Below are 24,977 nucleotides of genomic sequence, written 5' to 3' on the forward strand. Positions count from 1 at the left end.
TAAATCAATTTTCGCCCTTATGGGGCGGCACAGAATTAAAGGCATCAGCGTTATGGCAAAAAAGTTTTATGTTGTTTGGCAAGGCCGCAACCCGGGTATTTATACCACTTGGGATGAGGCTAAACGGCAGGTGGATAAATTTCCAGGCGCTAAATATAAATCGTTCCCCAGTGAGGCTGAAGCGAAAAGTGCCTTTGGTAAGTCACCTAGTCGAAGTATAGGAGCTAAAGCCACGTCTGATGCCGGTGCAAAAGGGGCTTCATCTAGCGCAAAGTCAACCAAGCTTGCTGCTCATACCGAAGACAACTTAACTGAATTTGACGTGGTCTTGTATACCGACGGTGGCTGTGACCCAAACCCCGGTAAAGCCGGTTCTGGTTTAGCTGAATACCGAAAAGGCCAGCTTTATAGCCTTTGGTATGGTTTGTATAATCCTAATGGCACCAATAATACCGCTGAATTAAATGCCTTAAATGAAGCGTTGAAAATGGCAGATAAAGCCTTAAAACAAGGTTTAACGGTGCGTATTTATAGTGACTCTCAATACAGTATTAATTGCATTACTAATTGGGCTTATGGTTGGAAAGCAAAAGGCTGGACTCGCAAAGGAGGCGAAATAGCCAATTTAGCGTTAATTCAACAGGCGCATAGTCTTTATGACACCCTTAAAAACAAACTTGAAGTTGTGCATGTTGCTGCGCACGTGGGGATTGAAGGTAATGAACTTGCAGATAGGATGTCTATTTTTGCGGTAGACCAACAGCAAGTTAACTTTGTAGCTTACCCTGAGCCGATTAATATTGCAGAAGTGATGGCTATGAGAGCGGGCTAACTTGTTAGCGGAGTGACACTTATGAGTGACCACTCCGTAGAATTTGTTTCATGAATTAAGCTTTTTCTTCAAACATTAAGTAATGACTTTGCTTCATACCTAAGGCGTTATAGGTTTTTTGCGCGGGTTCATTTTCTTGTTCAACGTATAAGCGGTAGCTTGCAGCATCTTGGTTTTTGGCGGCAATATCTTTCACCGCTTGATATAACTTGGCGTAAATACCTTGGCGGCGGTTTTGCGGACGAATATAAACACTTTGAATCCAATAATACTGACAAGCTCGCCAGTCACTCCATTCAAATGTCACCATTAACGAGCCAACAATTTCGCCTTCCACTTCAGCGACTAAATAAAAACCTCTTTCAGGATGAGCCAATAAACCATTAACGCCACGGGTTAATGTTTGTTGATCTAAGGTGAGGTTTTCAGTTTCCATTGCCATCGCTTGGTTGAAGTTAACCAATGCCGCTAAATCTTCTATTTGACCTTTTCTTATTTTCATTTTTATCTCTTTTACAAATGGGCGAATTAGGGTCGATATTCGACTAAAGTCTACTATGCTTAATTAATACCAATCGTGATAAATAATTGCTCACCCTAGCTTGTTAAAATACTCGATAACAGCGTTAGATTTTTTGATTGTAGAATAACTACTTATCGAAAAAATCTGCCTTGTTCTCAAGTATTTTTCCTACGCTAATTATGATCACTTACATATCGTGATTGGTATAATCCGTCATTTTTTAGTTGAGGGTAAATTATGCCAAAACGTTATCAATTCAGAGTTCATCGGCATCCTACTACAAATAAATTTATATCTCGAGATGCTTCCTATACTCAAGCTCAGCGTAAAAATAATGCTCGAAGCATAAATCATCCATTACATTTTTGTTTAACACTAATGAGTTTTGGATTGTGGGGGATTATCTGGTGGAGGTTGATCCTCACCTCAAAGGGGGAGAAGAGTTTTATTAGCGCATTGGATGATGATTACTGGAGCTATTTAATTGAACGAGAGCAGCCTCCAGCAGCATTGTATCCATTACAGGTTGGCCGCAAAAAAAATGATATTATTTTTGAAGCGTAATCATTTTTAGCGCATTTGTTGTGCGACTCATATTATATGTAGATGAAAATGCTACATACTGAATGCGTAGCAATTTTCAATATTTAAACTTGCAAAGCTTAGCAATATCTCATATCACAATGATCTAACACCTATATTCAAACAACTAATCTAACAATAACAGGAAATTAGAAAACACTTATTTGCTGTACTCCACTAATGGATAATTGAAATTATCACGCCAATCCAGTAATGTGACGCCACAATAGATATAAGATCTATGTCACAAATTGCATAAATAGATGGAGATGATTATGAAAGTTGCTGTACTTGGTGCTGCTGGTGGTATTGGCCAGGCTTTAGCTTTACTGTTAAAAACTCAACTACCTGCGGGTTCTCAGTTGTCTCTATATGACATCGCACCAGTAACACCTGGTGTTGCTGTTGACCTAAGCCACATCCCAACTGCGGTTGAAGTAAAAGGCTTTGCGGGTGAAGACCCAACACCTGCGTTAGAAGGTGCAGATGTAGTATTAATTTCTGCTGGTGTTGCTCGTAAGCCGGGCATGGATCGTTCTGATCTTTTCAACATCAACGCAGGTATCGTGCGTAACTTAATTGAAAAAGTAGCGGCTACCTGTCCTAAAGCATTAGTGGGTGTTATCACTAACCCTGTAAATACAACTGTTGCAATTGCTGCTGAAGTACTAAAAAAAGCGGGCGTTTATGACAAGAACCGTTTATTCGGTGTGACGACACTTGACGTTATCCGCAGTGAAACCTTTGTTGCTGAATTAAAAGGCTTAAATGTAGCTGACGTAAATGTGAATGTTATTGGCGGCCACAGTGGTGTTACGATTCTGCCATTACTTTCTCAAATTGAAGGCGTAAGTTTTACTGACGAAGAAGTGGCTTCTTTAACCACGCGTATTCAAAACGCGGGTACTGAAGTTGTTGAAGCTAAAGCCGGTGGCGGTAGTGCGACATTATCAATGGGTCAAGCGGCTTGTCGTTTTGGTTTATCATTGGTTCGTGGTCTTCAAGGTGAAGAGAATGTGGTGGAGTGCGCTTATGTTGATGGCGGAAGCGAGCATGCAGAATTCTTTGCTCAGCCAGTAGTTTTAGGCAAAAATGGCGTAGAAAAAGTTTTACCATATGGTGAAGTAAGCGCGTTTGAAGCGAGTGCTCGTGACTCAATGTTAGATACCCTAAAAGGTGATATCAAACTAGGTGTTGAGTTTGTTAAGTAAATAACTCAAGATTTATATCTTAAAATGCCGCTCATCAATGATGGGCGGCATTTTTGTATGCGTTGAATACATTTGGGCAAAGTGACTATATTGAAGGCAATAAGCGGCCATTCAGGCAAAATAAGTCCCAAAAAAAATCCGATAATAAATTATCGGATTTTAACAGGCTATATGTGTTAAGCCTGCTTTTAAAGCGCGGTAACGATGAATTAGTTAACGCTGTCTTTAAGTGTTTTACCTGCTTTAAACTTAGGTACAGTTGCAGCAGCAATTTGAATTTCTTTACCCGTTTGTGGGTTACGACCTGTTCGAGCGGCACGTTGTGAAGTCTCAAATGATCCAAAACCAACGATTGAAATTTTTTCGCCGTTTTTCATTGCTTCAGTTACTGTTTCTTCAAAAGATTTTAATGCACGACCCGCTTCTGCTTTTGTTAGATCCGCGTTTTCTGCAATTTTTGCAATCAGTTCACTTTTATTCATGTTGATGTTCTCTGCTTTCCATAGAAATGTTTAAAAACGAAGTTAACATGCCATAAGCTTCCAAGGTTTAAAAGTGTTTTGTCCGATAAAAGCGAAATTTCCTCCAAAATTTGGGCAAATTTACTCTTCTAGTAATTTATATAAAATTTGTTTAACTAAATTGGGTTCAAATGGCTTGTCACAAAGTGCATTGACTCCCGCGCTAGAGACGTTGCTTAAATGGGTATCATTGGCTTCTGATGACACCATTAAAATAGGAATATGTGATTGTTGGCTTTCATTACGAATGTATTGGGTTAAGGCTAAGCCATCGACACTGGGCATATTGTAATCAGTAATAACCAAGTCAAACATGTTTTGCTGCATTATGTTGATAGCCTGAGCGCCATCTTCAGCTTCAGTGATTAATTGAATGCCTAAATTACTGATAGTGCGTTTAATCACGTTGCGCGCCATACGGCTATCATCAACCACTAATACTCGAAGGTTATGTACGTCAAAGTGAGTTAAATCAAGCTCATCGTGACTAATTAAGTCAATAGTAGAGTTTAAAGCAGTGGCTAAATGATCGGCATTAAAGGGTTTAGGTAAAATGGCAACAACCCCTGATTGGCGAAAAACTTCTAACTGCTCACGTCGGCACTCGCTAGAAACGAGCATAAATTGAATATCTTGATATTCAGAGTGTTGCTTTATAAACAAGAGTAAGTCAGTCGCTTGGCCATCATCAAAGTGCAATGCGCTAGCAATTAAGTCTGGCTTATGGCGACTAATAATGTCTTTTGCTGCGCTAATTGTGTTGGCCGTTTGAATACTGGTAACCCCTTCCTGTTGAAGGCGTGAGATAATTATTTTTCGTTGAGTATCTGAAGGCTCAAGTAACAAGATAGATAACTCACTAGGCGAAAGGTTATGCATTTGTATTTGCTCTTATTAATGTTGCAACAATGATAATTATAACACGTGAAACTATACATTAATTTAACATTAATGTTGATACAAATAGATCAATTCTGCACGGTTTTAGTGAACGCATTAGTCGAATTTATTTGAGGTACTGCCGACTGTGATAAGTCAGTGCTGCCCACCATTGAGTGCACAATAGTAAGAGTGATAAGCCTGCCACAGGCAACACCGGAATATTATAACCGCCGAATTCGAGTTTTACGTCCTCTGGGGTGATTTGGTAAGCAATAAGCGCCGTAGAGCTTAACGCCAGAAAAACTAGGGTTTGCAGTCCTAAATGAAAAAATAACGCCACTTTTGTCCATTTTGCCTTGATAACTAATCCAATTAACACCGGAATGACAGCCAATGACAAAATATCAAATGCGCTAAATTGTACGACGCGGTACAAGGCGATAGCAGTGAATATGGAATACAGCACGATAAGGAAGGTTATTGCAGCAGGGCGAGGAGTTTGTGGCATTTTATGTTCTTGGCAAAAGGTATTTGAGGTAGAATATCGCAATTTTGAAGTGAATGGGAAAGGGTAAATGACTGAAACTGATTTTTGGCAGTTGGTGACACGCAGTCATGCGGAGCAAACAGAGCAAGCACTTGTTGAGCAATTACAGCAAGGCCTTGAGCCTTTGGATAACGAATCACTCAAAGCATTTGATAAGTTTATTGGTCAGCAACTGCGACGCAGTTACACTTGGGATTTATGGGGCGCAGCTTACATTATTACGGGGTGTGATTCAGACTATGCTTTTGCCGAGTTTCGTTGTTTCCTGTTGTCGTTAGGTCAAGAGTGGTACGAAAAAGTGCTCGCTGAACCAGACGCCTTGGGTGAGTTAACCACTTGGCCGTTGAAAGATAATTATGCTTATCCATTCGTAGAAGATTTGGATTTGATAGCTGGTAAGCTTTATGAAGATAGAACCGGAAAAGAGTTACCTTTTGTGCCCTCTGGTACAAAAACGCCTGCAGGAAAGAAGTTTTCAACTAAAGCGAAAGTGTTAAAGCAAACTTACCCTAAATTAGCGCAGCAATTTCCGTTTTAGTTACACGTTTTAGTTTATGAGTGACTTGCTAATAACTAGTCAGCCCCGCAATTGCAGGGCTGAAGAATCTAATCATGTTTTAATCACTTCAAGTTTATGCTGTTAATGCATTCACCCCGTTAACGAATACAGCTTGAGGTTTCAGCATCGTAGCCTAAGTCATTATGTTGACAAATTTTAGCCACAAACTGACTTTCTGCGGCAGCCACTTGTTCACTTGTTTGCTGTTCTAACTCTAACTCTAATTCTTGTTCTGCTTGCATCATTTGTGTATTCAATTCGCTGGTATGTGCCGCAAGCACTTGGCTTTGCATCATCTCATCGGCATGGCTTGGGGTGGCGATAGCGAAGCCAACAATGGCTAACGAAAATAGTGCGGCTAATGAGGTTCTTTTAGTTGTGTTTGATAATGTTTTCATCAGTGTCTGACTCCGTAAAATTATAAATAATTCGATACGATGTTAGATCCTTGAACAATCGCGATGGGTATACCACTTAACTTGTGGGATGAATAATAGCGGGAAGTAGTTGAACGAAAGCTGAACAGATTGATACAAAGTTTGCTCAGATGTTTTCGTTTGTGGGTATTGTCATGATTAACTGTTTTAGCAAAGAGCAATGGCCAATAAAACAAAATACATTACGTTAAGCGAATATACAGGTTTACTCTGCTAAAGTTATCGCAATGAAAACTTTTACAGTTATTAACCTTGTATGGAGATTCCCTATGAACATGAAATACCTCATTGTAGTGGGCGCACTTGTTAGTCATTTCGCCATTGCTGATGAAGCTGTTGAGGCTAATCCCATTACAGAAAATGGCGTGGTAAAAATTGAATGGCAAGAGCCGGATAATTATCGTGATATTAAGACTTCGAATGATATTCAATCTCGCTTTGAAACGCGCTTTTTCGAAACCATGACTAAAAATATCAATAAACAAGCTGAGAAAACATTAGCCCCTAATCAAACCTTGGTTATGCAAGTCACCGATGTTGACTTAGCCGGTGACATGCGTCCAACTTTTGGCGCCACTTCTGGTGATTTAAGAGTCGTTAAAGATTTATATCCACCTAGAATGAATTTCAGCTACCAAATTTTAGAAGGTGAGACTGTAGTGATAGCAGGTGATGAAAAACTAAGAGACATGAGTTTTATGCAGCGTTTAAATCGCCTTAATAATGACCGCCCATTTACCTCTGAAACGATTATGATGCAAGATTGGTTAAAGCGTACCATTGCGCCACAAATAGAGGCTTTACAAGCTAATTAATCAAATGGAATTAACCATAAAAAAACAGCCAAAGTGAATGAGTCACTTTGGCTTTTTTTATCACTATTTTTCATTAATCATTATTTGCTTTAATGATAATGAACGACTTAATCGGAGTGGGTTACTTACTTTGTTGTTTAAACGTTTGCAGCGTTTGCAGCAGCACACCGAGTTTTTTTACAAAGGCCTCAAGTGTTTCTGGTGAGGTATGAATGCTCTCTTGAATCGTTTCAAATTCTGTAGCAAGCTCTTGTACATAAGGTAAGAAGCGGTTGCTATTTTGAGTAAAGCCTTGTTCCTTATTGAAAATAGCGACAAACTTACCGTGACCTGCTTTTTGCAATTCATCTAAGCGATTATCACTGTCGATGGCTTGTCTATAAGCGACTTGTAGGTTCTCTTTCAATTGTTGAATGACTTTGGTGTACGGCATGTTAGCCTCTAAATCTGTTAATGCATTTTGTAAATTATAAGGTTCTGTTATGCAAGCAACAAGTAAAACTCAGTGCCACCACCAAAACAGCCTAAATAACCTTCCCTGGTTCAAGCAAGCATATTGGTTTTTTATCATCATTATTGCCTGTTCATTTGGGGTATCCGCTCAAACGGTTCAGGAAGATCAACCTCCATTTTATAAAATTAGCTGGCAAAATCAGCACGGTTATTTACTCGGTTCAATCCATGTGGGCCAAGCCAGCTTTTATCCTATGGCTGAGCAAATTGAACAGGCTTTTTTACAAAGTGATGCGTTAGTGATTGAGGCTGATGTCGAGCAAGCTGATACCATGGCATTGCTTACTCAATATGGAAAAGCCGCTCCTGAATTGGCAGCAAAGACAAGTAACGTTACCGCCGATTATTGCCAAAAGGTGCAATCGTTTTGTGATGCCATTGCGCCCTATGCACCTTGGTTGCAAGCGGCGCAAATCAGTATGATGCGCTTTGCTTCGTTGGGGTATGTGGCTGATCAAGGTGTTGATGTGACATTTGCAAAAAAGCGCGGCAATAAACCTTTGCTTGAGTTGGAAAGTGTTGCGTTTCAATTTGAGCTGATTTCTTCTTTCAGTGAAAAAACGCAACTGCAAATGGTTGATGAGGCGGTTAATGCATCAGATGCTGATATGGTCGAGTTAATTTCGGTATGGCGCAATGGCGATCAACAAAAACTGGCTGCCATTATGGAGCAACAAGCGGGTGAAGCTGACGAGCTTTTGACTAAATTGTTGTGGCAAAGAAATCATACTATGAGTGACAAAATGCTGACCATGATGCAGCAACATTCCGCTCAGCAGTTGTTTTTTATTGTGGGAGCAGGTCATGTGGTCGGACAGCAAAATATTCCCCAGCTATTGCGCCAACAAGGTGCGACGGTTACAGACTGTTGGCAAAATAGTTGTCGTTAATTTGTCAGTGGTGCAGGGCGTTATGTATTGCGCTTGGCCATAAAATGCACATAGCGACCCAGTGATAAGTAAGGCTCACGTTGCGAGTATTCAAGCTCCATTTCTATTAGCTCTTGTTTGCTAAATCCTGGGGGTAAATGGTACTTCAAATAATCATTTAGCACCCTGACGCCTGATTGGCAGAAAATATCCATTTGCCACAGTGTGAACCAATGCCGAACATCTTCAATAAATAAAGGGTAAGTGGGGGTTAACTTCACTTTCTTTTTTACTTTCATGTCGCGTTTCACGTAGTCAAAATTACCAGAGATAAGACTGTGAAATCGCATCGCCTCTTTGTTGTAAAACATCAGTGAGAACACGCCTTGCGGTTTGAGCAGGTTTAATAAGCCTTGCAGGGTCGATTTCGCGTCTACTAACCATTCCGCGACAGCATGGCATAAAATAATATCAAATTTGCCGAGTTCATCCGCAGATAAGTCTTGAATAGCACTGTGAATTAAAGTGATATTTAAAGGGTTTTGTGCGGCATCAATTTGGGCTTTAGCTTCATCTAGCATTTCTGCAGAAATATCACATAACACCACTTCATGGCCTAATGCAGCGAGTTTCTGACTAAAAAAGCCAAAGCCTCCTCCGGCATCGAGAATTCGCAGAGATTTTGGGGAAAAAGCATTGATAACAGGTTCAAGATCGCGCCATAACACGGCTGCTCTAATTTCGCCTTTGGTTGTGCCATAAATATTTTTGGCAAACTTTTGGCTTAGGGTGTCAAAATTAGTGTCTTGCAATGTTACCGCCCCAATGGATTAAAGGGCGAATATTTTGCAGTTTGAATAAGGTATCGTAAAGCAAAATTTAAACTTTATTCGAGTGCTGTAATAGGGAAGTGTTTTAATTTAGGTGAATTTGTGAGTTATAATGTGCGGCTAAGGTTAAATAGATTACCGTTAAACATATTGCCGTTAAATAAGGGTTTATACATTGAGTTTTGATTACCAAATGGAGTTAAAAGCGTTGCCGTCGCTTTTTACATTATACCGTAAGATTTTTTTCAGTCGTAAGCCAGGCTGGGATCAAAAACCCTTACCAAGTATTGCAATATCAACCAAAGATGTGGGTTTATCGGCTGATAAAGTGCGTCAATATGCCGAGGTTTGCGGCTTTGACTTTGATGGTAAAACCTTACCGCCAACTTATATTTATATTCAAGCGTTTCGTTTGCATGCCGTTATATTTACTCATAACGCCATCACGTTTCCGCTATTGGGGATGATTCATCTTAAAAACAGTATTACCGCCTATCGAGCGGTGAAAGTAGATGAAGTGTTATCGATTCAATGCCAATTACAAAAAAGTACTGAAACAGATACCGGCTTAGAGTTTGAATTAGAGTCGAAAGTATTTGTGGGCGATGAGCTTGTTTGGCAAGCCACTTCAACTTATCTGTATCGTATTGAATCATCTAAAAAGCGTGCTAGACCACCTAGAGCGTCTGATATGGTATGGGATAATGTTCAGCAATGGCGATTAACGGATGATTTAGGCCGTAGATATGCTAAAGCCTCAGGTGACTATAATTTAATTCACTTACATCCATTATTATCTAAGCGTTTTGGCTTTGAACGTGTGTTAGCACACGGTATGTGGTCAAAAGCGCGTTGTATGGCGCATTTAATGCAGTTTGTTGGCGACAAGCCTTTTAAGGTTGATGTTGAATTTAAGCTGCCAGTATTTATGCCCTCAGAAGTGACTTTTGGTTATGAGTCTGTCGAGCAAGGAAAACGCTTTGAAATGCGTGATGTTAAGGGGAAACGCCCTCATTTATATGGCCAATTAACTTATTTAACCTAAGATTCTAATTGACTGTACTCATCTAGGTTGGCAGGGTTATTCCACTACTGACATAATAAAAAAGCGCCTTTGCTACGGTGTTGCAAAGGCGCTTTTTAGTATGTGAAACACATGGCTAGTTCATTATACCAATCGTGATAAATAATTGCTCACCCTAGCTTGTTAAAATACTCGATAACAGCGTTAGATTTTTTAATTGTAGAATAACTACTTATCGAAAAATCTGCCTTGTTCTCAAGCATTTTTCCTACGCTAATTATGATCACTTACATATCGTGATTGGTATTACTAGTCTTTTGTTTCTTGATAAATATGCACATCGCGTTGTGGGAAAGGAATGCTAATACCTTCTTGATCAAAGCGCATTTTCACGGCTCGAGTTACGTCCCAATATACGTCCCAATAATCATCGGGCTTAACCCATGGTCTTACTACAAAGTCGACAGATGACTCCCCTAAGGTATGCAGTCTTACCACTGGTTCAGGAAACTTTTGCACTTTAGGGTGTTGGCTAACAATGTCTTGTAAAACACGTTCAGCGTGCTCAATATTGTCGCCATAACCGATGCCAAATGTCATATCAACCCGACGCTGATGCTCTGCAGTGATATTGTTAATGGTGTCGCCCCAAATTTTGTTATTAGGAATAATCAATCTTTGGTTATCTAAGGTTTTAATGGTCGTCGAAACGAGACTCATGTGGCTGACTCGACCTGTGACTCCTGCGGCATTAATTAAATCGCCTACGTCGAATGGACGATAAATAAGAATCATCATACCGGATGCAAAATTAGATAATGTGTCTTGTAATGCAAAACCCACAATCACACCCGCGATACCGAAACCCGCAAGTAGCGGGCCAAGCTCAAAGCCGAGTTGTGAAAGCGCAATCAATAAACCAATGGCAAATACTGCTTTACTGGATAACGAAATAAAGAATTCTTGCAGTAGTTTGCTGAATTTTAATTTAGATGCGCTGACCGTTTTGCTAACGAGGCGAGTCACCCCTTTCGCCACAATACTGCTAGCAAATAAAATTAATACAAATACTACAATTTTGAAGGTTAAACTTGGGCCGTTATCTAAGGCTTGATTTTTGGCAACATCAGCCCATTGTTGGACTAAGCTTGATGCCACGCTGAAATTCAATACATCTTGTGTGATGTCACCAGAGACACTGAATAATGTTTGCTTTATTTGAGTGGTATCTTCACCTAAAGAATCTAAAAGCTCTGCTGCCACGGTTAAACTGGCGCTGTTTTGTTCAAGACGTTCTTTTAAGTTAGTGACTTTATGTTTTAACTCGGCACTGATGTCTGCCCCTGCATCGGTGGCTTCAGATACTGCTTGTTTCAACTCTTTTTGAGTGTAAGTGACCACACTCTCTAGTCGATCAGCTCTTTCAATGAGCTTATCTGTTAACTGTTTTTTTGCTGTTGCAACATTAAGGTTAAGCTTTTCAGCCCAATTAAGTGTTTCGAGCTCCGCTTTTAGATAATGATCGCGTTGAAATTCACGATGAGAAATCAGTAATAAGGTATTAACGTCGCTGTCTGAGTTGTTTACTTGACTGCGTAACTGGTTAATATCGTGATTTAAGTATTCTCCCACTTTATCTAAGAAGGAAAATTGCCCTTGGATTAACTGTGTGACGAAATCAGTATCAACATCAGGGCTATTGACCAAGGTATCGATAATGGATCTCAGTTGTTCTGTTTTGTTTTTAATTCGATATTCAGTTAATGATTTAAACTCGCCTTTAAGCTGGGGGAGTGAGGCAATATCAGCGGCTATTTGAGTATTTAATAAATTAATTTGTTTTTGTGTATCATTATTGATGGAGTTTGCAGATATAGCTTCACTTTGCGAAGGTTCAATTGTTGATTCTGCATGGAGATAGTTTGGTGCAATAATGCAAGTTAATAATAAACCTGCCATTAACAATTTTTTATACATAGTCATTCATCCTGATTGAATTTAACAACATGGTAATGGGTTTGGGAAACCTATCCAATAAGATTTTCGCTTTAGAGGGTTAATTACTCCATAATGTCGCGCATTTCGGGACCGCGTTCGATTTTTTACTCAATAAACCCGAGTTGAGATTCGAATTTTTACTCTGTTAACCTGAGTTGCGGTTAGTTAAGTTTAGTCTACCATCAAGGATTTAAAATGTTATTACAATGTGCTTTTTGCCATAAGAGCTTCCCAGTATCGAAAGAGACCACACATAGAGGTAAGGGGTTGGGCGCACATGTAAAATGCCCTGAATGTGGCGCATGGCTTGGACGCAATAAACGCTTGACCATTGGCAAGCTAGTTGGCTTTTATGCAGCGGTATTTGCGGGGATTTTTGGCTATATGACAGAAGGGAATATGTTTATTGTTACCCCAGTTATCATTTTGTCGATAATATTAGTTGGGGTAACACATATGATGGATCACTTAGTGTTAATTGAACCACCTGAAGATGCTGATACTAACAATACCGTATCAGAATAAGTGTACAGGTTAGTCAACAACTTGAACTTGGCCAGCTAATGAGGCTTCTACCCAATAAATGCCGCCAAGAACGACAACACCAATAACGATCATGGTAAGAATAATGCCAATGTTTTCACGTAAAAATTTAGCCATGGTCAGTCCTAAGTTTATTTTTTAACAGAATATGCTGCTAATGTTACGAATATCAGCTTAAGTTAATCTTAAATTACAGGGCGAGGTAGAAGAAGCGTCTGTTGTCGCACAAATTTTGTGAAAAAGTGATTTGTAACAATCTAGAGGTTGCAATAATATTATTGTCTTTTAGAATTAGCCTCCGATTTAACATTGATTGTGAAGGGACTGTTTGTGAAATTTAACGCAAAGTTAAAGCAAAATATCGCAATTTGGCTAAGTGCCATTTTGTTGGTGTTGGCTTTTGCTGCGTCAAAGCACAGCGTTGAAGACCACGATCATGGTGTTAATAACCATCACTGTACTTTATGTTTTCATAAGTTTCAGCTCAACAAAGTTGTTCATTCAAGCACCTTTAAACTAGAGATTCAAAAACAACAATTCCACATTGTTGCTGTTGTATTTCAATCCGTTTTACCCGTTACTACGACTCAGTATCATAGTCGCGCGCCTCCTGCTTACTCATAAATCCACAATATCAAAAACTTAAAATTATATTATTTTCACATAGTTAATTGACTATGTGAGTGTCAATTTATGGCTTTAACGTATCTTATTACGTTGAGGCAATAGGGAGATCGTATGTCTGTTTTAAAAACACCTTTATCATTAGTTTCTGTTGCTTGTGCAATGGTTTCAGCGTCTGCATTTGCGCAAGATTCAAGTTTATCTAACCCTAATATTAGTGCTGTGCTTGATGGTTATTATCAAACGGGTGATAGAGGATTAGATGGTCGCGGCGAAGGGTTCGGGCTTGGTGAAACTGAATTAGCTATCAGTGCCAATATTGATGATATGTTTTATGGCAAAATGACCGCTATTCTTGCGATGCATGATGATGAAACCGAAGTCGAGCTAGAAGAAGCCTTTATTCAAACTATGGGGTTGGGCGCTGGTTTTGATATCCGTGCGGGTCGCTTTTTATCTGATGTGGGTTATTTGAACAACCAACACCCACACTCTGATGCCTTTGTTGATCGTCCTGGTGCTTACCGTGCCTTTATGGGTGGCCATTACTTTGATGATGGTGTCCGTTTAACCTATGTTGCGCCAACAGAATTATTCTGGACCATGGGCGTAGAGGTATTTAAAGGTAATAAAATGCGCGCTGCTGAGGTGGGTGAAGAGCATGACGACCATGATGTGCATGGCATGGAAGAAGAGCATGCTGAACGTGATTACAAAACAATTGGTGTTTACTCTGCCTTTACCAAGTTAGGCGGTGATATTGGTACCTCTAGCTCTTGGCAATTAGGGTTAAGTTATTTACGTAACGAAAACGGTATGGGCTTCATTGAAGAAGACCATGATCATGAGCCGCATATTGAAGAAGAGCATGATCACGGTGGGCATAACCATAATGCCGCTTTCACCGGTGAAAACACTTATATTGCCGATTTCGTTTATAAGTGGGCACCAGATGGAAACTACAAATATCAGCACTTAACATTAAGTGGTGAATACTTCCGCGTGACGGATATTTTCTCATTTGAAGAACACGACCACGATATTTTGAGCACTGAAAAGAGCGATGACTATCATGAAGGTTGGTATGTCAGTGGCGTGTATCAGTTTACACCTCATTGGTCTGCCGGGTTACGTTATGGCGAAGTGGATACTCATGAAGTGCATGGTGATCACTTACATGGTCAAAACCTGAAAGAAACTGAATTGAGTCTTGCGTGGCATCACAGTCATTTCTCTACGGTTCGTTTACAGTACACTAACCAGAAAGGTACTAACTTTGATGGTTTCGAAGATGACAATATCATCACTCTTCAATATGTCATGACATTAGGAGCTCACGGTGCGCATCAATTCTAAACTGATAAAGGCCGCCGCCGGATTTGCAGCATTAGTTTGCTCAACGGCGGCCCATGCTGAGCTAAACGTGTTTGCCTGTGAGCCAGAGTATGCCTCTTTGGTTAAATCACTTGCGCCAGAGGCTGATGTGTATTCAGCTACAACAGCAATGCAAGATCCGCATCAAGTGCAGGCTCGTCCAAGTTTGATTGCTAAAATGCGCCAAGCTGATTTGGTGGTTTGTGCTGGTGCTGATTTAGAAATTGGCTGGCTACCTATGCTGCAAATGAAAGCCTCAAATAGCAAGGTTCGTTCAACAGACGAAGGGTTATTTTATGCCGCTGAGCATACTGAAACTTTAGATCAACTTGAAAATGTTGATAGGTCAATGGGGGATGTGCATGCTAAAGGGAATCCTCATTTACATTTTGACCCAATCAAAATGCTTGAGGTTGCTGAAAGTTTATCGGCAAAACTAATCCAATTAGACCCGCAAAACAAAGCCCAGTATGAATCGGCTTTTACTGATTTCAGCAAGCAGTGGCAAGTTAAAATCCCACAATGGCAACAGCAAGCTAAGCCATTACAAGGCAAAAAGGTAATTGGTTACCACTCAAGTTTCCGTTATTTGTTTAACTGGACTGGCATTGAGCAAGTGGCCGACTTAGAACCTAAACCCGGTTTAGCCCCAACCAGCAGTCATTTAGCAACGCTATTATCACGAGCTGAAAAAGGCGATGTGATGGCGATAGTGGTCGCGTCTTATCATGATGAAAGAGGGGCGAAGTGGTTAGGCGATCGTGCTGATTTACCTGTATTAGTGCTACCTATGTCTATTGGTGGTAATGCTGAAAGTACTGACTTAATTAGTTTGTACGACAGTGTACTGTCGATATTAAATGGGGCGTTATAACCTATGATTGACCTCGAGCTTATGTCCATTTTGCTACCCGCTTTGGTTGCTGGCTTTTTGGTATTATCAACCCATGTGGTATTAGGGCAACAAGTATTAAAGCGTGGCATTATCTTTATTGATTTAGCCATTGCTCAAGTTGCTGCCTTAGGGGCGATTGTGTCTCATATCAACCATGATATTGAAGACATACCGTTTTCACATGTGTGGATGCCTGCGCTATTTGCGTTATTGGGTGCAGCCGTTATTGCTTGGCTGGCACGCAAATTTGAAGATGAGCTTGAAGCCTTTATTGGTTGTTTTTATGTTCTGAGTGCTGTGGGGGCAATGTTGCTTTTAGCCAATGACCCTCATGGTGCTGAGTTATTAAAACAGCTAATGTCTGGACAAATATTATGGGTAAGTTGGTCGCAATTAATATTACCTGCGGTGGTATCTGCATTAATATTATTGGCCATAACGCTTAAACCTAAACTGTTGGATGGCGCGAGTTTTTACTTTATTTTCGCCATTGTTATCACCCTCTCAGTTGAACTGGTGGGGGTTTATTTAGTGTTTAGTACCTTAATTTTGCCCGCCTTAGCGCTGAATCAATATAAAGGTAAAGGCAAGTTGGCTCTGGCTTATGTTGTCGGTGTTATAGGGTATGTTGCTGGTTTATGTTTATCTGCCAGTTACGATTTACCCAGTGGCGCGGCAATTGTGGCAACATTAGCCGTCAGCGGACTTGGCTTTAGGTTATTTTTGAGTCAAAAACAGTAAAGTGTCACCTGAACTAGGTATTAAAGATTACCTAGTGGTTTATTGTGTTAACAGGTTAAACTTACTGATTTTTATGAAGTAAATACTTGATGTGTTTGTGAGATATAAAGCGAAACTGTCTATGGTTGACGGTTTCGCTTTTTTTCAGCGTACACATGTAAATAAAATTTATTGAGTCAAATTGCTGGCATCGCTATACTGTCGCCAATTTTTCTGCAGGAGACTATTGTGCTGCTAATTGCTCGTTCGTTAATTCTTGCTGTACTTTTGTGTTTAGCCTTTGTGTTTGCATTAGTGCTTTGCATCATTCGTCCTATGCACCGAGATAATGTGCACGTGTTAGCTAAAATTTTTGCCTCTGTTGCGCCAATTTTAGGTATTAAGGTCATAACACGACATGTTCAACCTGATGTGATTAATCAACAAAATATTTATTTGGGTAACCATCAAAATAACTTTGATTTATTTACTCAAACCTCTGCAGTGCCCAAGTCGACTGTGAGCTTAGGCAAAAAAAGCCTTGCGTGGATGCCGTTGTTTGGTCAGATATATTGGTTAACTGGCAATATTTTAATTGACCGTAAAAACCGCTCTAGTGCATTTGACACTATGGCTAAAACAGTCAAAAAAATGCAGGAAAAACTGTTGTCAGTGTGGATATTTCCAGAAGGTACTCGTTCTCGTGGACGGGGATTATTGCCGTTTAAAGTGGGCGCTTTCCATACCGCAATTGCCGCTCAAGTTCCTGTTGTTCCCGTATTGGCCTCTTGTCAAAAACATATCAAATTAAATAATTGGAATAACGGTGTGGTGATAGTTGAAATGATGGCACCGATTGCGACTGAAGGACTGGATAAAACCGATGCTAAGCCGTTTGCGCTTGAGGTTCATCGTGTGATGGCAGAGCGTTTAGTACAATTAAATGAAGAAGCCAATCAATTAATGGCTAAACCTGCAGCGCAAGATAAAGTATAATAACAAACTTAGCGTGTTATTTTATTTATCTACTATTAAGTTATTCGGAGTGTTTGCATGTCTATTGAACGTCAGCTGAAAGAACAGTTAGCCGAGAACCGCGAAATTGTTGAAGCGTTGATGGCTGATGGTTCAGAGCCAACAGCAGAATATACCATTGAGCATCACTTTTCTGCTCAAAACTTTGAGCGTTTAGAGAAAGCTGCCGTAGAAGCCTTTAAGCTAGGCTTTGAGGTCAATGATGCAGAAGAAATGGAGCTAGATGACGGTTCAGTTATTTTCTGTTTTGACGCCATTGCTTATCATAAATTAGAGGTTCCATTACTGGATAAAGCCTGTGAACAGTTGATTGCTTTAGCGGTTAAGCAAAAAGTGGACTATGACGGTTGGGGCACTTATTTTGTGGGCGATATTGACGATGAAGATGATCAATACGACGAAGACAGTGCGCAAATGCACTAATATTTCAGTCTACTCACAGAGCAAAATGATTTAACAAACGGCCATACAATTGTATGGCCGTTTTTGTTTAAGCGGTATTACGCTTTATCGTCTGTGGTGGCATCATAAACATAGCTTTGATTACGACCGTTCTTTTTGGCTTGATATAACGCTTTGTCGGCACTTGATAACCAAACAGAGCTGTTTTCTGTGCTGCTACCTATTTCACTGATCCCTAAACTGACGGTCACCTTAATAATGCGGTTTTCGAATATGATTTCAGACTGCTCGATTTTTTTCCGTAATCGCTCGGTAAAAAATAAAGCATCAGCTGAGGTGGTCTTGGGTAGCACAATGGCAAACTCTTCGCCACCATAGCGTCCAGCACAATCGGTTTCACGTAATGACTGTTTAATAAGGTGAGCAATGTGTTGAATCACTTTATCGCCCGCCGGATGGCCAAATTTATCATTAATAGTTTTGAAGTGATCAATGTCAATCATGACTAATGTGGCTTGGTCTTGATAGCGTTGGTTGCGCTCAAATTCACGGTCCATACACTCTTGCCAATGGCGTCGGTTGTGAAGTTGCGTTAATCCATCTGTTTGACTAACTTCTTCTAGCTGTTGGTTCATACTCTTTAGCTGCATCTTATTGACGGCAACATCAGTGACATCGTAAACAATGATACTGATATGAGTAATTTGCCCAGTTAATGATGCTAAAGGCAATAAGGTGATGTTTTGATACATGTAATCAGCGCGGCCAGTAATAGGGCGATAATTTTTAAATTTAAACACGTATGGGCGCTGTTCCCAGCTGATAAAGGTTCTATTTTTTAATAGAAAAACAGACTCCATTTTTTGTTTCAACCATTCTGCGGGTAAGTCAGGTTGTTGCTCAAATAAGTTTTTACCTTTAATGGCATTGGGTGAAATTCCGCTGTGGTTTTCCATAAAGCCATTCCACAGCTGAATATTGTAGTTTTTGTCTAACACCACTAAACCGACCTCTATGGTTTGTACCATATCGATCAGCCAGTGAAGTTCGTTCATTGCACTTTGATCATTTGACATATTGACAATATCCAACTGTTAATCAAGTAGATAACCAAGTTTAAAGTTAAGCGTAGGTATCGAATCTTCGGTAAATAGCAGTAATAAATCGCATTGGATGTTGTGGTCTTCAATACGGTAATTAATTTCCATTGCTAAGGTGCGTTGCCACTTTTCTGAGCTGTCATGAATTAAATCATTGACTGTGCAGTGACGTCCTAATACAACAGGGTGGCTTTGGCTAAATTTCATGTCTAATTGCTCAGAAATACCACTTAAAAAAGCCCCAATCAGTACGTTGCCAGTATCCATTAGCACTTCCATTTCAGTGAAGTTTTCTGCAGCGCTGTTTATGCCCATCAGTTTGGCCATATCTTCAAAGCTGGCATCGTGAAAAAGCAGTAGCGCTTCTCCTGCGACTCCTGCACCAATAAATCCCTGACACAAGGCTGAAACGGTTGAAGACTCTTCGGTCGCTTTAAGTGCCATAGTCAGCTCACTGACTTCTAATACGTTAACATTTGGGATTGGCAGTACCACAAACACATCTAATAATTTAGCCAGTAAATCTGCTGCTCGTCCCATGGCGACATTAGCTATTTCTTGGCATGCATCTCTTAAATCAACTTTAACCATGGGCTCCATGTCTGCTGCAGCACCTTGGGTTAAGGTTAAAATTCCGTACTCTTGTAAAATATTACTAATGGCATCAGCACTGACAGGCTTTTGAATAAAGTCGAGTGCGCCTAATGCTTTGACCCGTTCATGGGCCTTAATTTGTATGTCACCTGAAACCACAATAATCAACGCAGGAAGGTCTTGTTGTTGCACGGTTTCCAACACTTCATAACCGTCCATAACCGGCATATTAAGGTCGAGAAAAACGATTTCACCTTTACCTTCTCGAATCGCAGCCAGACCTTCCGCCCCGTTAGTTGCAAAAGTCACTTCTACATCCCAGTCTTTAGGGAGCGTGCGTGCCATTTGCTTTCTGGCGAGTGAGGAGTCATCACATATTAATACAGGAATGGTCATATTGACGTTGGTCCTTATGTCGCCCTGTGCGGTTCCTGAGTGGTACTGGAGTCAGTTCATAGGGCGTTAATTTATTATTTTGAGACTTTTCTATTTATTATCTTTTATTCTAGGTTACTGGCAGTAAATTTGTAAAATTATCGTATGCCTATATTAATTGACTGATTTTTATTGGTTTTAAATGATTTAAGTTATTGTATATTGGTGAGGAAAGAATAAAGACCTGCTGGCTTAGCATATCTTGTAAAATTCATTAGTCCGGTGAAAGCTAAGATGTTGTCATGTTATAACTATTCGATAAAATCGACAAACATGTTAACCTGAAAACTGGACAGACCTGTAGGGAAATCTTTCATGGAAACGGATTTAGTCACCTTCGAACTCAAAAACAATATCGCTTACGTGGGGTTAAATCGCCCTCGAAAAATGAATGCGCTTAACTTTGACATGTTTAAAGCTATCGATCATGTCATCCAAAAAATTGCCAAAAATAGAAACATAACCGCGGTTATTTTATTTGGTGCTGAAGCTAACTTTAGCTCTGGTTTAGATGTAAAAAGCCTTTCAAAGCAGCCGTCTAAAGCGGTGTCGTTATTATTTAAATGGTTGCCAGGTAATGCCAATTTAGCCCAGCGAGTGTCCATTGGTTGGCAAAGGTTGCCGGTACCAGTTATTGCGGTTATTCAAGGGTGTTGTTTTGGCGGTGGGATGCAAATTGCCTTAGGTGCTGATATGCGTATTGCACAGCCTACGGCAAAACTGTCGATTATGGAGGCTAAATGGGGTTTAGTGCCTGATATGGCTGGGCTGGCTAGCTTACGGCAAGTAATGGCTAAAGACAAAGCACTACAATTAACCTATACCGCAGATATATTATCGGCCAATGAGGCGCAAGCGTTAGGTTTAGTGACCGAGGTTGTTGACGATGCAATGGCAAGAGCAGAAAGTTTAGTAAAGCAGTTTCAACAAACCTCGCCAGATGCAATTGCGGCTATTAAACACAGTATTAATAAAAGTTGGAATGGCTCGATTAGGGCATTGTTGAGCCGTGAGTCCATCAGTCAAATTCGTTTGTTAATCGGTAAAAATCGATTAATTGCTGCGATTCGACAAACCAAAAATCCTGATAAAAGTTATCGCCCTCGTCAGTCTTGGTGGTAAACCTCAAGGTGGTTCAAGGATGAACCTACCGGCCGATGACCACTCTGGCAAACCCTTCTATTCGGTCAAGCACCTCTTCCCAGCCCCCTTCATTAGACAAGCTTAAGTGAACAAAGTATTGGCGATAATATTTGTTCGGTTTAATTTGATTATACTGCTTGCGCATTTGTGCCGTTTTTATTGCAAGAGGGTGGGCATCTGCGGAGTAAATATCTAACGTCGGTACCGACATCATCACTAATTCTTCAGATACAGACTTTCGTTGATTGGCCTTATCCACTAGATGCTCATGTTCTCGATAAGGGTTAATTAGCACCAGTAAATCCGGCATTGGAATTTTTTGTTCATACAATAAATGGGTCACCATTGCAGCGCTGTCATCCATAGCAATTAACACGCGAGCACCAGGGTAGGGTTTTCCGATATCAGCCAGTTGTGACAAGGTTTCGGTTAAGGTAGATTGCTGAAAATTACGTATTTCCAACAGTTGTTCGCTATTGAATTTAGGTACGGCTTGATGGGCTGGCAAGGTGATTTGTGATTGTCCCTCTTTAGCGATTTCTTCGCTGGGGGTGGCAAAGTTGGGACGATATAACCCCGCCGGAGGCATAAGTTTTAGCGTTGCCCAGCCTTTAGGGTTTAATTGATGGCGTAAGTAACCAATTAATCCAGCATTTTGCTTATGGTCTTCAGAGCCTGGCACTATCACCATTAAACCAAATTGATTTTTACCACTCCATGAACGCCTTAATACTGTGGTGTCTTTACCGTCGATGGTGATGGTAGATATTTCGCTTTCTGGGATGGTTGCCGATTGTGATGTTGCATACAGTTGGGCCTGGGCTGGGCTGGTCACACACACCAAGAAGGCGAGTATGAAAATAGATTTGACGATTATTGGTGTAAGGTTCACAGGCTTCCCTATTGAGTACTTTCATTGAGTGGCTAATATCATTAGCTCAGGTAATGATAATAAGTTAACGGCAAATAAAAAAGCACATGTGTGTAAAACAACATGTGCTTTTAATAGCTTAGCCTAATTTACCACGGTTGCACTTAAGGCTATACGTGGCTCACTAACACCATACGAATAGCGTCTAATTGCAGTTGACTGTTGTTGATATAGTCATTTAACTCACTCATTTGATCGCGAATATAGTCTAGTTCAGCGTCACGAATATTTGGGTTAACTGCTTTAAGGGCTTCTAGTCTATTGAGTTCGCCACCTAATTGATGAGTCATTTTATCTTTGGCGCTGGCAACCAGTTCAGACAACGCCGCTTGAGCATGGGTTTCACCATGGGCAAATAACGGGTGCAGCAATGGTTGTGATGCATTCACTAACTTACTGGCAATGTGGCGATTAACCGCACTTAACTGTTTGTCGAAGCTAGCATAATCTACTTTATCCGACATATCGTTACCGTTTTTATCTAATAAAATACGGATAGGTGTTGGTGGTAAATAACGATATAACTGGCTCGATTTAGGGGCTGATACATCGGCCATGTAAATTAGCTCTAAAAATAAGGTGCCGGCAGGTAAGGCTTTATTTTTTAATAATGCCACACTGGTGGTGCCGGTTTCAGAACCTGTGATCAAGTCTAACCCTGTTTGAACAATCGGGTGCTCTTGTGAAATAAAGGCAATATCATCGCGAGACAATGCGGTGTCGCGGTCAAATGTGACAGTGACTCCATCTTCTGGTAATCCAGGATAAGTCGGGAACATCATATGCTCACTTGGGCGCAAAATAATGGTGTTCTCGCCGCTGTCTTCTTGGTCGACGCCAATAATATCCCATAGGCGGATAACGTTACCAATTAGGTCAGTGCTACCGTCGTTATCAGCCAAACGTTGAATTAACGCATTGGCGCGTTCACCACCGTGCGAGTTAATTTCAAGTAACTTGTCGCGGCCTTGCTCCATCGCCTGTTTTAACTTTTTGTACTGCTCTTGGGTATGGTTCAGTAGCAAAGTAAGTGCGTCTTCATCTTCATTTGCTAATACATTGGTTAACTCATCAGCAAACTGGCTGAATAACACATGACCACTTGGACACGTTAACTCAAAGGCATTTAAGCCATCATGGTACCAACGCATTAAACGCTCTTGAGCGGTATCAGCAAGGTAAGGCAGATGAATTTGAATGTCATTCTTTTGCCCAATACGGTCTAGTCGACCAATACGCTGCTCAAGTAAGTCAGGGTTAAGTGGCAAATCGAATAACACTAAATGGCTGGCAAACTGGAAGTTACGGCCTTCTGAGCCAATTTCAGAACAGATCAGCGCTTGTGCACCACCTTCTTCTTGAGCGAAGTAAGCCCCAGCTTTATCACGTTCGATAATAGACATGCCTTCGTGGAACACGGTGGCTTGAATACCTTCCCTTGTGCGTAGAGCTTCTTCTAGGCTTAACGCAGTTTCGGCCAAGCTAGCAATAATCAACACTTTTTTACTGCGATGATTTTTTAGAAAATCAATTAGCCAATCCACTCGAGGGTCAAACTTCCACCATGAGCTGTCATTTTCAAAGGCTTGGTAAAGTTTTTCAGGGCTTAAGGCCTGTAAGGCTTTGGCTTCAGGTGTTTTGCTACCACCCATCATGTCATTAACCCGTTGAGCGGTAATATATTGCTCAGGCATGGTTTGTGGGTAGGCGTTAAAGTGACGCTGCGGGAATCCTTTTACTGAAGCACGGCTATTACGGTACAGCACTCGGCCTGTGCCGTGTCTGTCGAGTAACTCTTGTAATAACTCATCACGGGCAAGTTGCTGCTGCTCTGGATCAACATCTGTGGCTTGAATAAGCTTGATGCTGGGCTCAATATCTTTTTCACTTAACAGTTCAGTTAAGCTGTTAATGGCATCTTGGCTTAGGCTGTTATTTGAGGCTAATGCGTTAGCGGCATCGGCAACATCTTTATAGCTTTGCTCTTCTTGTAAAAATGCGTCGTAATCATAAAAACGATCCGGGTCTAGTAGCCTTAAACGAGCAAAGTGACTTTGATGACCAAGTTGATCTGGCGTTGCCGTCAGCAGTAATACACCAGGCACTTCTTCACTTAATGCTTCAACAATGCGGTAAGCTCGGCTTGGGGCATCTTCTGACCATTCAAGGTGATGAGCTTCATCCACCACTAATAGATCCCAGTCAGCGTCTAAAGCTTGCTCTAAGCGTTTCTTTTTACGAAGCAATTCTAAAGAGCAGATCACCAATTGTTCAGTATAAAAAGGGTTGTCGTTATCAGCATAGGCTTCAACACAACGGTCTTCATCAAAAACTGAAAACTTCAGATTAAAACGACGTAGCATTTCAACCAACCATTGGTGGCGAAGCGTGTCAGGCACGATAACTAATATGCGCTCAGCACGACCTGTGAGCAGTTGCTGATGAATAATTAATCCTGCTTCAATGGTTTTACCTAGACCCACTTCGTCAGCTAATAATACCCGTGGCGCATAACGACGACCTACTTCATGGGCAATCCATTGTTGATGTGCAATTAACCCGACTCTAGGGCCTTGTAACCCGAGTAAGTCTGAAGTGGCTAATTTATGACGTAATAATTGAGACTGGTAGCGCACTCCAAAACGCTCTAAACGATCTATTTGGCCTGCAAATAGTCGGTCTTGCGGTTTATTGAAGCGAATATTATGACTAAGTAGCGTTTCACGAAGTGATACTTTTTCGCTAGTTTCACTGTGGGTGCCATGGTAAACAATGATTTGGTTTTTTTCTTCAATTTCTTCAACAGTTAGTTGCCAGCCCTCACCACTTTCAATGGTGTCTCCGGGGTTAAATATCACTCTAGTCAGCGGTGCATCAGAACGTGAAAACATGCGATTTTCACCTGTCGCTGGAAACATTAATGTCACCATGCGTCCTTCTACTTGCACAACTGTGCCTAAACCTAATTCAGATTCGGTATCACTTATCCAGCGTTGACCTAAAGCAAACGGCATTTTTAACTCTCATGTTGAAGCGGG

General features: G+C 40.7%; 28 protein-coding genes. 15 read left to right on the forward strand and 13 right to left on the reverse strand.

Annotation, left to right across the window (positions count from 1 at the left end; all coding sequences use genetic code 11):
* The first annotated feature begins 52 nt into the window (after window positions 1-52).
* Window positions 53-832, forward strand: coding sequence for a ribonuclease H1 domain-containing protein (locus L2672_RS00410; protein WP_248993857.1), 780 nt, complete (start codon window positions 53-55; stop codon window positions 830-832).
* A 55-nt stretch (window positions 833-887) separates the two neighbouring features.
* Here L2672_RS00410 and L2672_RS00415 read toward each other — a convergent pair whose 3' ends face one another.
* On the reverse strand, window positions 888-1,334 hold the full coding sequence (locus L2672_RS00415; protein ID WP_248993858.1) for a GNAT family N-acetyltransferase: 447 nt from the start codon (window positions 1,332-1,334) through the stop codon (window positions 888-890).
* A gap of 258 nt (window positions 1,335-1,592) precedes the next feature.
* On the opposite strand from L2672_RS00415, the gene L2672_RS00420 reads away from it, so the two are divergent.
* Entirely contained in the window at window positions 1,593-1,919 is a 327-nt protein-coding gene (locus L2672_RS00420; protein ID WP_248993859.1) for a hypothetical protein, read from the forward strand.
* Between the two features lie 293 nt (window positions 1,920-2,212).
* On the forward strand, window positions 2,213-3,148 hold the full coding sequence (gene mdh / locus L2672_RS00425; protein WP_248993860.1) for a malate dehydrogenase: 936 nt from the start codon (window positions 2,213-2,215) through the stop codon (window positions 3,146-3,148).
* Window positions 3,149-3,357: 209 nt separating this feature from the next.
* On the opposite strand, the gene L2672_RS00430 is transcribed toward mdh, so the two are convergent.
* From L2672_RS00430 to L2672_RS00440, 3 genes are all read right to left on the reverse strand, one after another.
* Window positions 3,358-3,630 carry an HU family DNA-binding protein gene (locus L2672_RS00430; RefSeq protein ID WP_248993861.1) on the reverse strand — a complete coding sequence of 91 codons (273 nt, stop codon included), beginning with the start codon at window positions 3,628-3,630 and terminating at the stop codon, window positions 3,358-3,360.
* 120 nt (window positions 3,631-3,750) lie between these two features.
* Window positions 3,751-4,548, reverse strand: coding sequence for a response regulator (locus L2672_RS00435; RefSeq protein ID WP_248993862.1), 798 nt, complete (start codon window positions 4,546-4,548; stop codon window positions 3,751-3,753).
* Between the two features lie 127 nt (window positions 4,549-4,675).
* Window positions 4,676-5,059, reverse strand: a complete 384-nt coding sequence (locus tag L2672_RS00440) for a hypothetical protein (RefSeq protein WP_248993863.1) — start codon at window positions 5,057-5,059, stop codon at window positions 4,676-4,678.
* 67 nt (window positions 5,060-5,126) lie between these two features.
* Between L2672_RS00440 and L2672_RS00445 the strand changes: the two genes are divergently transcribed.
* On the forward strand, window positions 5,127-5,636 hold the full coding sequence (locus L2672_RS00445; RefSeq protein ID WP_248993864.1) for a DUF4240 domain-containing protein: 510 nt from the start codon (window positions 5,127-5,129) through the stop codon (window positions 5,634-5,636).
* Window positions 5,637-5,755: 119 nt separating this feature from the next.
* Here L2672_RS00445 and L2672_RS00450 read toward each other — a convergent pair whose 3' ends face one another.
* Window positions 5,756-6,055: a hypothetical protein gene (locus L2672_RS00450; RefSeq protein WP_248993865.1), complete on the reverse strand. Its 300-nt coding sequence runs from the start codon at window positions 6,053-6,055 to the stop codon at window positions 5,756-5,758.
* A 308-nt stretch (window positions 6,056-6,363) separates the two neighbouring features.
* On the opposite strand from L2672_RS00450, the gene L2672_RS00455 reads away from it, so the two are divergent.
* Window positions 6,364-6,909 carry a DUF3016 domain-containing protein gene (locus L2672_RS00455; protein WP_248993866.1) on the forward strand — a complete coding sequence of 182 codons (546 nt, stop codon included), beginning with the start codon at window positions 6,364-6,366 and terminating at the stop codon, window positions 6,907-6,909.
* Between the two features lie 121 nt (window positions 6,910-7,030).
* Here L2672_RS00455 and L2672_RS00460 read toward each other — a convergent pair whose 3' ends face one another.
* Window positions 7,031-7,342 carry a prephenate dehydrogenase gene (locus L2672_RS00460; RefSeq protein WP_248993867.1) on the reverse strand — a complete coding sequence of 104 codons (312 nt, stop codon included), beginning with the start codon at window positions 7,340-7,342 and terminating at the stop codon, window positions 7,031-7,033.
* Window positions 7,343-7,391: 49 nt separating this feature from the next.
* On the opposite strand from L2672_RS00460, the gene L2672_RS00465 reads away from it, so the two are divergent.
* Window positions 7,392-8,312: a TraB/GumN family protein gene (locus tag L2672_RS00465; protein WP_248993868.1), complete on the forward strand. Its 921-nt coding sequence runs from the start codon at window positions 7,392-7,394 to the stop codon at window positions 8,310-8,312.
* Between the two features lie 20 nt (window positions 8,313-8,332).
* Here the strand turns inward: L2672_RS00465 and L2672_RS00470 are convergent, their stop codons facing one another.
* Complete coding sequence (locus tag L2672_RS00470) at window positions 8,333-9,103, reverse strand: methyltransferase (protein ID WP_248993869.1); 771 nt, start codon at window positions 9,101-9,103, stop codon at window positions 8,333-8,335.
* 193 nt (window positions 9,104-9,296) lie between these two features.
* Here L2672_RS00470 and L2672_RS00475 point away from each other — a divergent pair, with 193 nt between their 5' ends.
* Window positions 9,297-10,166: a MaoC family dehydratase gene (locus L2672_RS00475; RefSeq protein WP_248993870.1), complete on the forward strand. Its 870-nt coding sequence runs from the start codon at window positions 9,297-9,299 to the stop codon at window positions 10,164-10,166.
* A 288-nt stretch (window positions 10,167-10,454) separates the two neighbouring features.
* Here the strand turns inward: L2672_RS00475 and L2672_RS00480 are convergent, their stop codons facing one another.
* The gene (locus L2672_RS00480) at window positions 10,455-12,104 is read right to left on the reverse strand and encodes a mechanosensitive ion channel domain-containing protein (RefSeq protein WP_420833119.1); all 1,650 of its coding nucleotides are present in this window, start codon (window positions 12,102-12,104) and stop codon (window positions 10,455-10,457) included.
* 234 nt (window positions 12,105-12,338) lie between these two features.
* On the opposite strand from L2672_RS00480, the gene L2672_RS00485 reads away from it, so the two are divergent.
* On the forward strand, window positions 12,339-12,668 hold the full coding sequence (locus L2672_RS00485; RefSeq protein ID WP_248993872.1) for a hypothetical protein: 330 nt from the start codon (window positions 12,339-12,341) through the stop codon (window positions 12,666-12,668).
* Window positions 12,669-12,677: 9 nt separating this feature from the next.
* Here L2672_RS00485 and L2672_RS17260 read toward each other — a convergent pair whose 3' ends face one another.
* Entirely contained in the window at window positions 12,678-12,803 is a 126-nt protein-coding gene (locus L2672_RS17260) for a hypothetical protein (protein ID WP_275974896.1), read from the reverse strand.
* Window positions 12,804-13,016: 213 nt separating this feature from the next.
* On the opposite strand from L2672_RS17260, the gene L2672_RS00490 reads away from it, so the two are divergent.
* The 6 genes from L2672_RS00490 (at window position 13,017) to rraB (ending at window position 17,757) form a co-directional block, all read left to right on the forward strand.
* Window positions 13,017-13,310 (forward strand): ABC-type zinc uptake system zinc chaperone, encoded by a 294-nt coding sequence (locus tag L2672_RS00490; RefSeq protein ID WP_248993873.1) that lies wholly within the window; start codon window positions 13,017-13,019, stop codon window positions 13,308-13,310.
* 114 nt (window positions 13,311-13,424) lie between these two features.
* On the forward strand, window positions 13,425-14,666 hold the full coding sequence (locus tag L2672_RS00495; protein WP_248993874.1) for a hypothetical protein: 1,242 nt from the start codon (window positions 13,425-13,427) through the stop codon (window positions 14,664-14,666).
* Window positions 14,650-15,558: a metal ABC transporter solute-binding protein, Zn/Mn family gene (locus L2672_RS00500; protein WP_248993875.1), complete on the forward strand. Its 909-nt coding sequence runs from the start codon at window positions 14,650-14,652 to the stop codon at window positions 15,556-15,558. The genes L2672_RS00495 and L2672_RS00500 overlap by 17 nt, the downstream gene beginning before the upstream one ends.
* Before the next feature lie 3 nt (window positions 15,559-15,561).
* Window positions 15,562-16,320 (forward strand): metal ABC transporter permease, encoded by a 759-nt coding sequence (locus L2672_RS00505; RefSeq protein ID WP_248993876.1) that lies wholly within the window; start codon window positions 15,562-15,564, stop codon window positions 16,318-16,320.
* A 228-nt stretch (window positions 16,321-16,548) separates the two neighbouring features.
* Window positions 16,549-17,295, forward strand: a complete 747-nt coding sequence (locus L2672_RS00510) for a 1-acylglycerol-3-phosphate O-acyltransferase (RefSeq protein ID WP_248993877.1) — start codon at window positions 16,549-16,551, stop codon at window positions 17,293-17,295.
* Between the two features lie 57 nt (window positions 17,296-17,352).
* Window positions 17,353-17,757 (forward strand): ribonuclease E inhibitor RraB, encoded by a 405-nt coding sequence (gene rraB / locus L2672_RS00515; protein WP_248993878.1) that lies wholly within the window; start codon window positions 17,353-17,355, stop codon window positions 17,755-17,757.
* A 77-nt stretch (window positions 17,758-17,834) separates the two neighbouring features.
* Here rraB and L2672_RS00520 read toward each other — a convergent pair whose 3' ends face one another.
* Both L2672_RS00520 and L2672_RS00525 read right to left on the reverse strand, forming a co-directional pair.
* Complete coding sequence (locus tag L2672_RS00520; RefSeq protein ID WP_248993879.1) at window positions 17,835-18,812, reverse strand: sensor domain-containing diguanylate cyclase; 978 nt, start codon at window positions 18,810-18,812, stop codon at window positions 17,835-17,837.
* 18 nt (window positions 18,813-18,830) lie between these two features.
* Window positions 18,831-19,826 carry a response regulator gene (locus L2672_RS00525; protein WP_248993880.1) on the reverse strand — a complete coding sequence of 332 codons (996 nt, stop codon included), beginning with the start codon at window positions 19,824-19,826 and terminating at the stop codon, window positions 18,831-18,833.
* 354 nt (window positions 19,827-20,180) lie between these two features.
* On the opposite strand from L2672_RS00525, the gene L2672_RS00530 reads away from it, so the two are divergent.
* Entirely contained in the window at window positions 20,181-20,987 is an 807-nt protein-coding gene (locus tag L2672_RS00530) for a crotonase/enoyl-CoA hydratase family protein (RefSeq protein ID WP_248993881.1), read from the forward strand.
* A gap of 25 nt (window positions 20,988-21,012) precedes the next feature.
* Here L2672_RS00530 and L2672_RS00535 read toward each other — a convergent pair whose 3' ends face one another.
* A complete protein-coding gene (locus tag L2672_RS00535; protein WP_248993882.1) occupies window positions 21,013-21,843 on the reverse strand; it encodes a DUF3530 family protein in 831 nt (276 codons plus the stop codon).
* A gap of 206 nt (window positions 21,844-22,049) precedes the next feature.
* Window positions 22,050-24,953: an RNA polymerase-associated protein RapA gene (rapA, locus tag L2672_RS00540; protein ID WP_248993883.1), complete on the reverse strand. Its 2,904-nt coding sequence runs from the start codon at window positions 24,951-24,953 to the stop codon at window positions 22,050-22,052.
* Window positions 24,954-24,977 lie beyond the last annotated feature (24 nt).

This window comes from Shewanella gaetbuli, assembly GCF_023284065.1.
In the GTDB taxonomy this organism is placed as follows: Bacteria; Pseudomonadota; Gammaproteobacteria; order Enterobacterales; family Shewanellaceae; genus Shewanella; species Shewanella gaetbuli.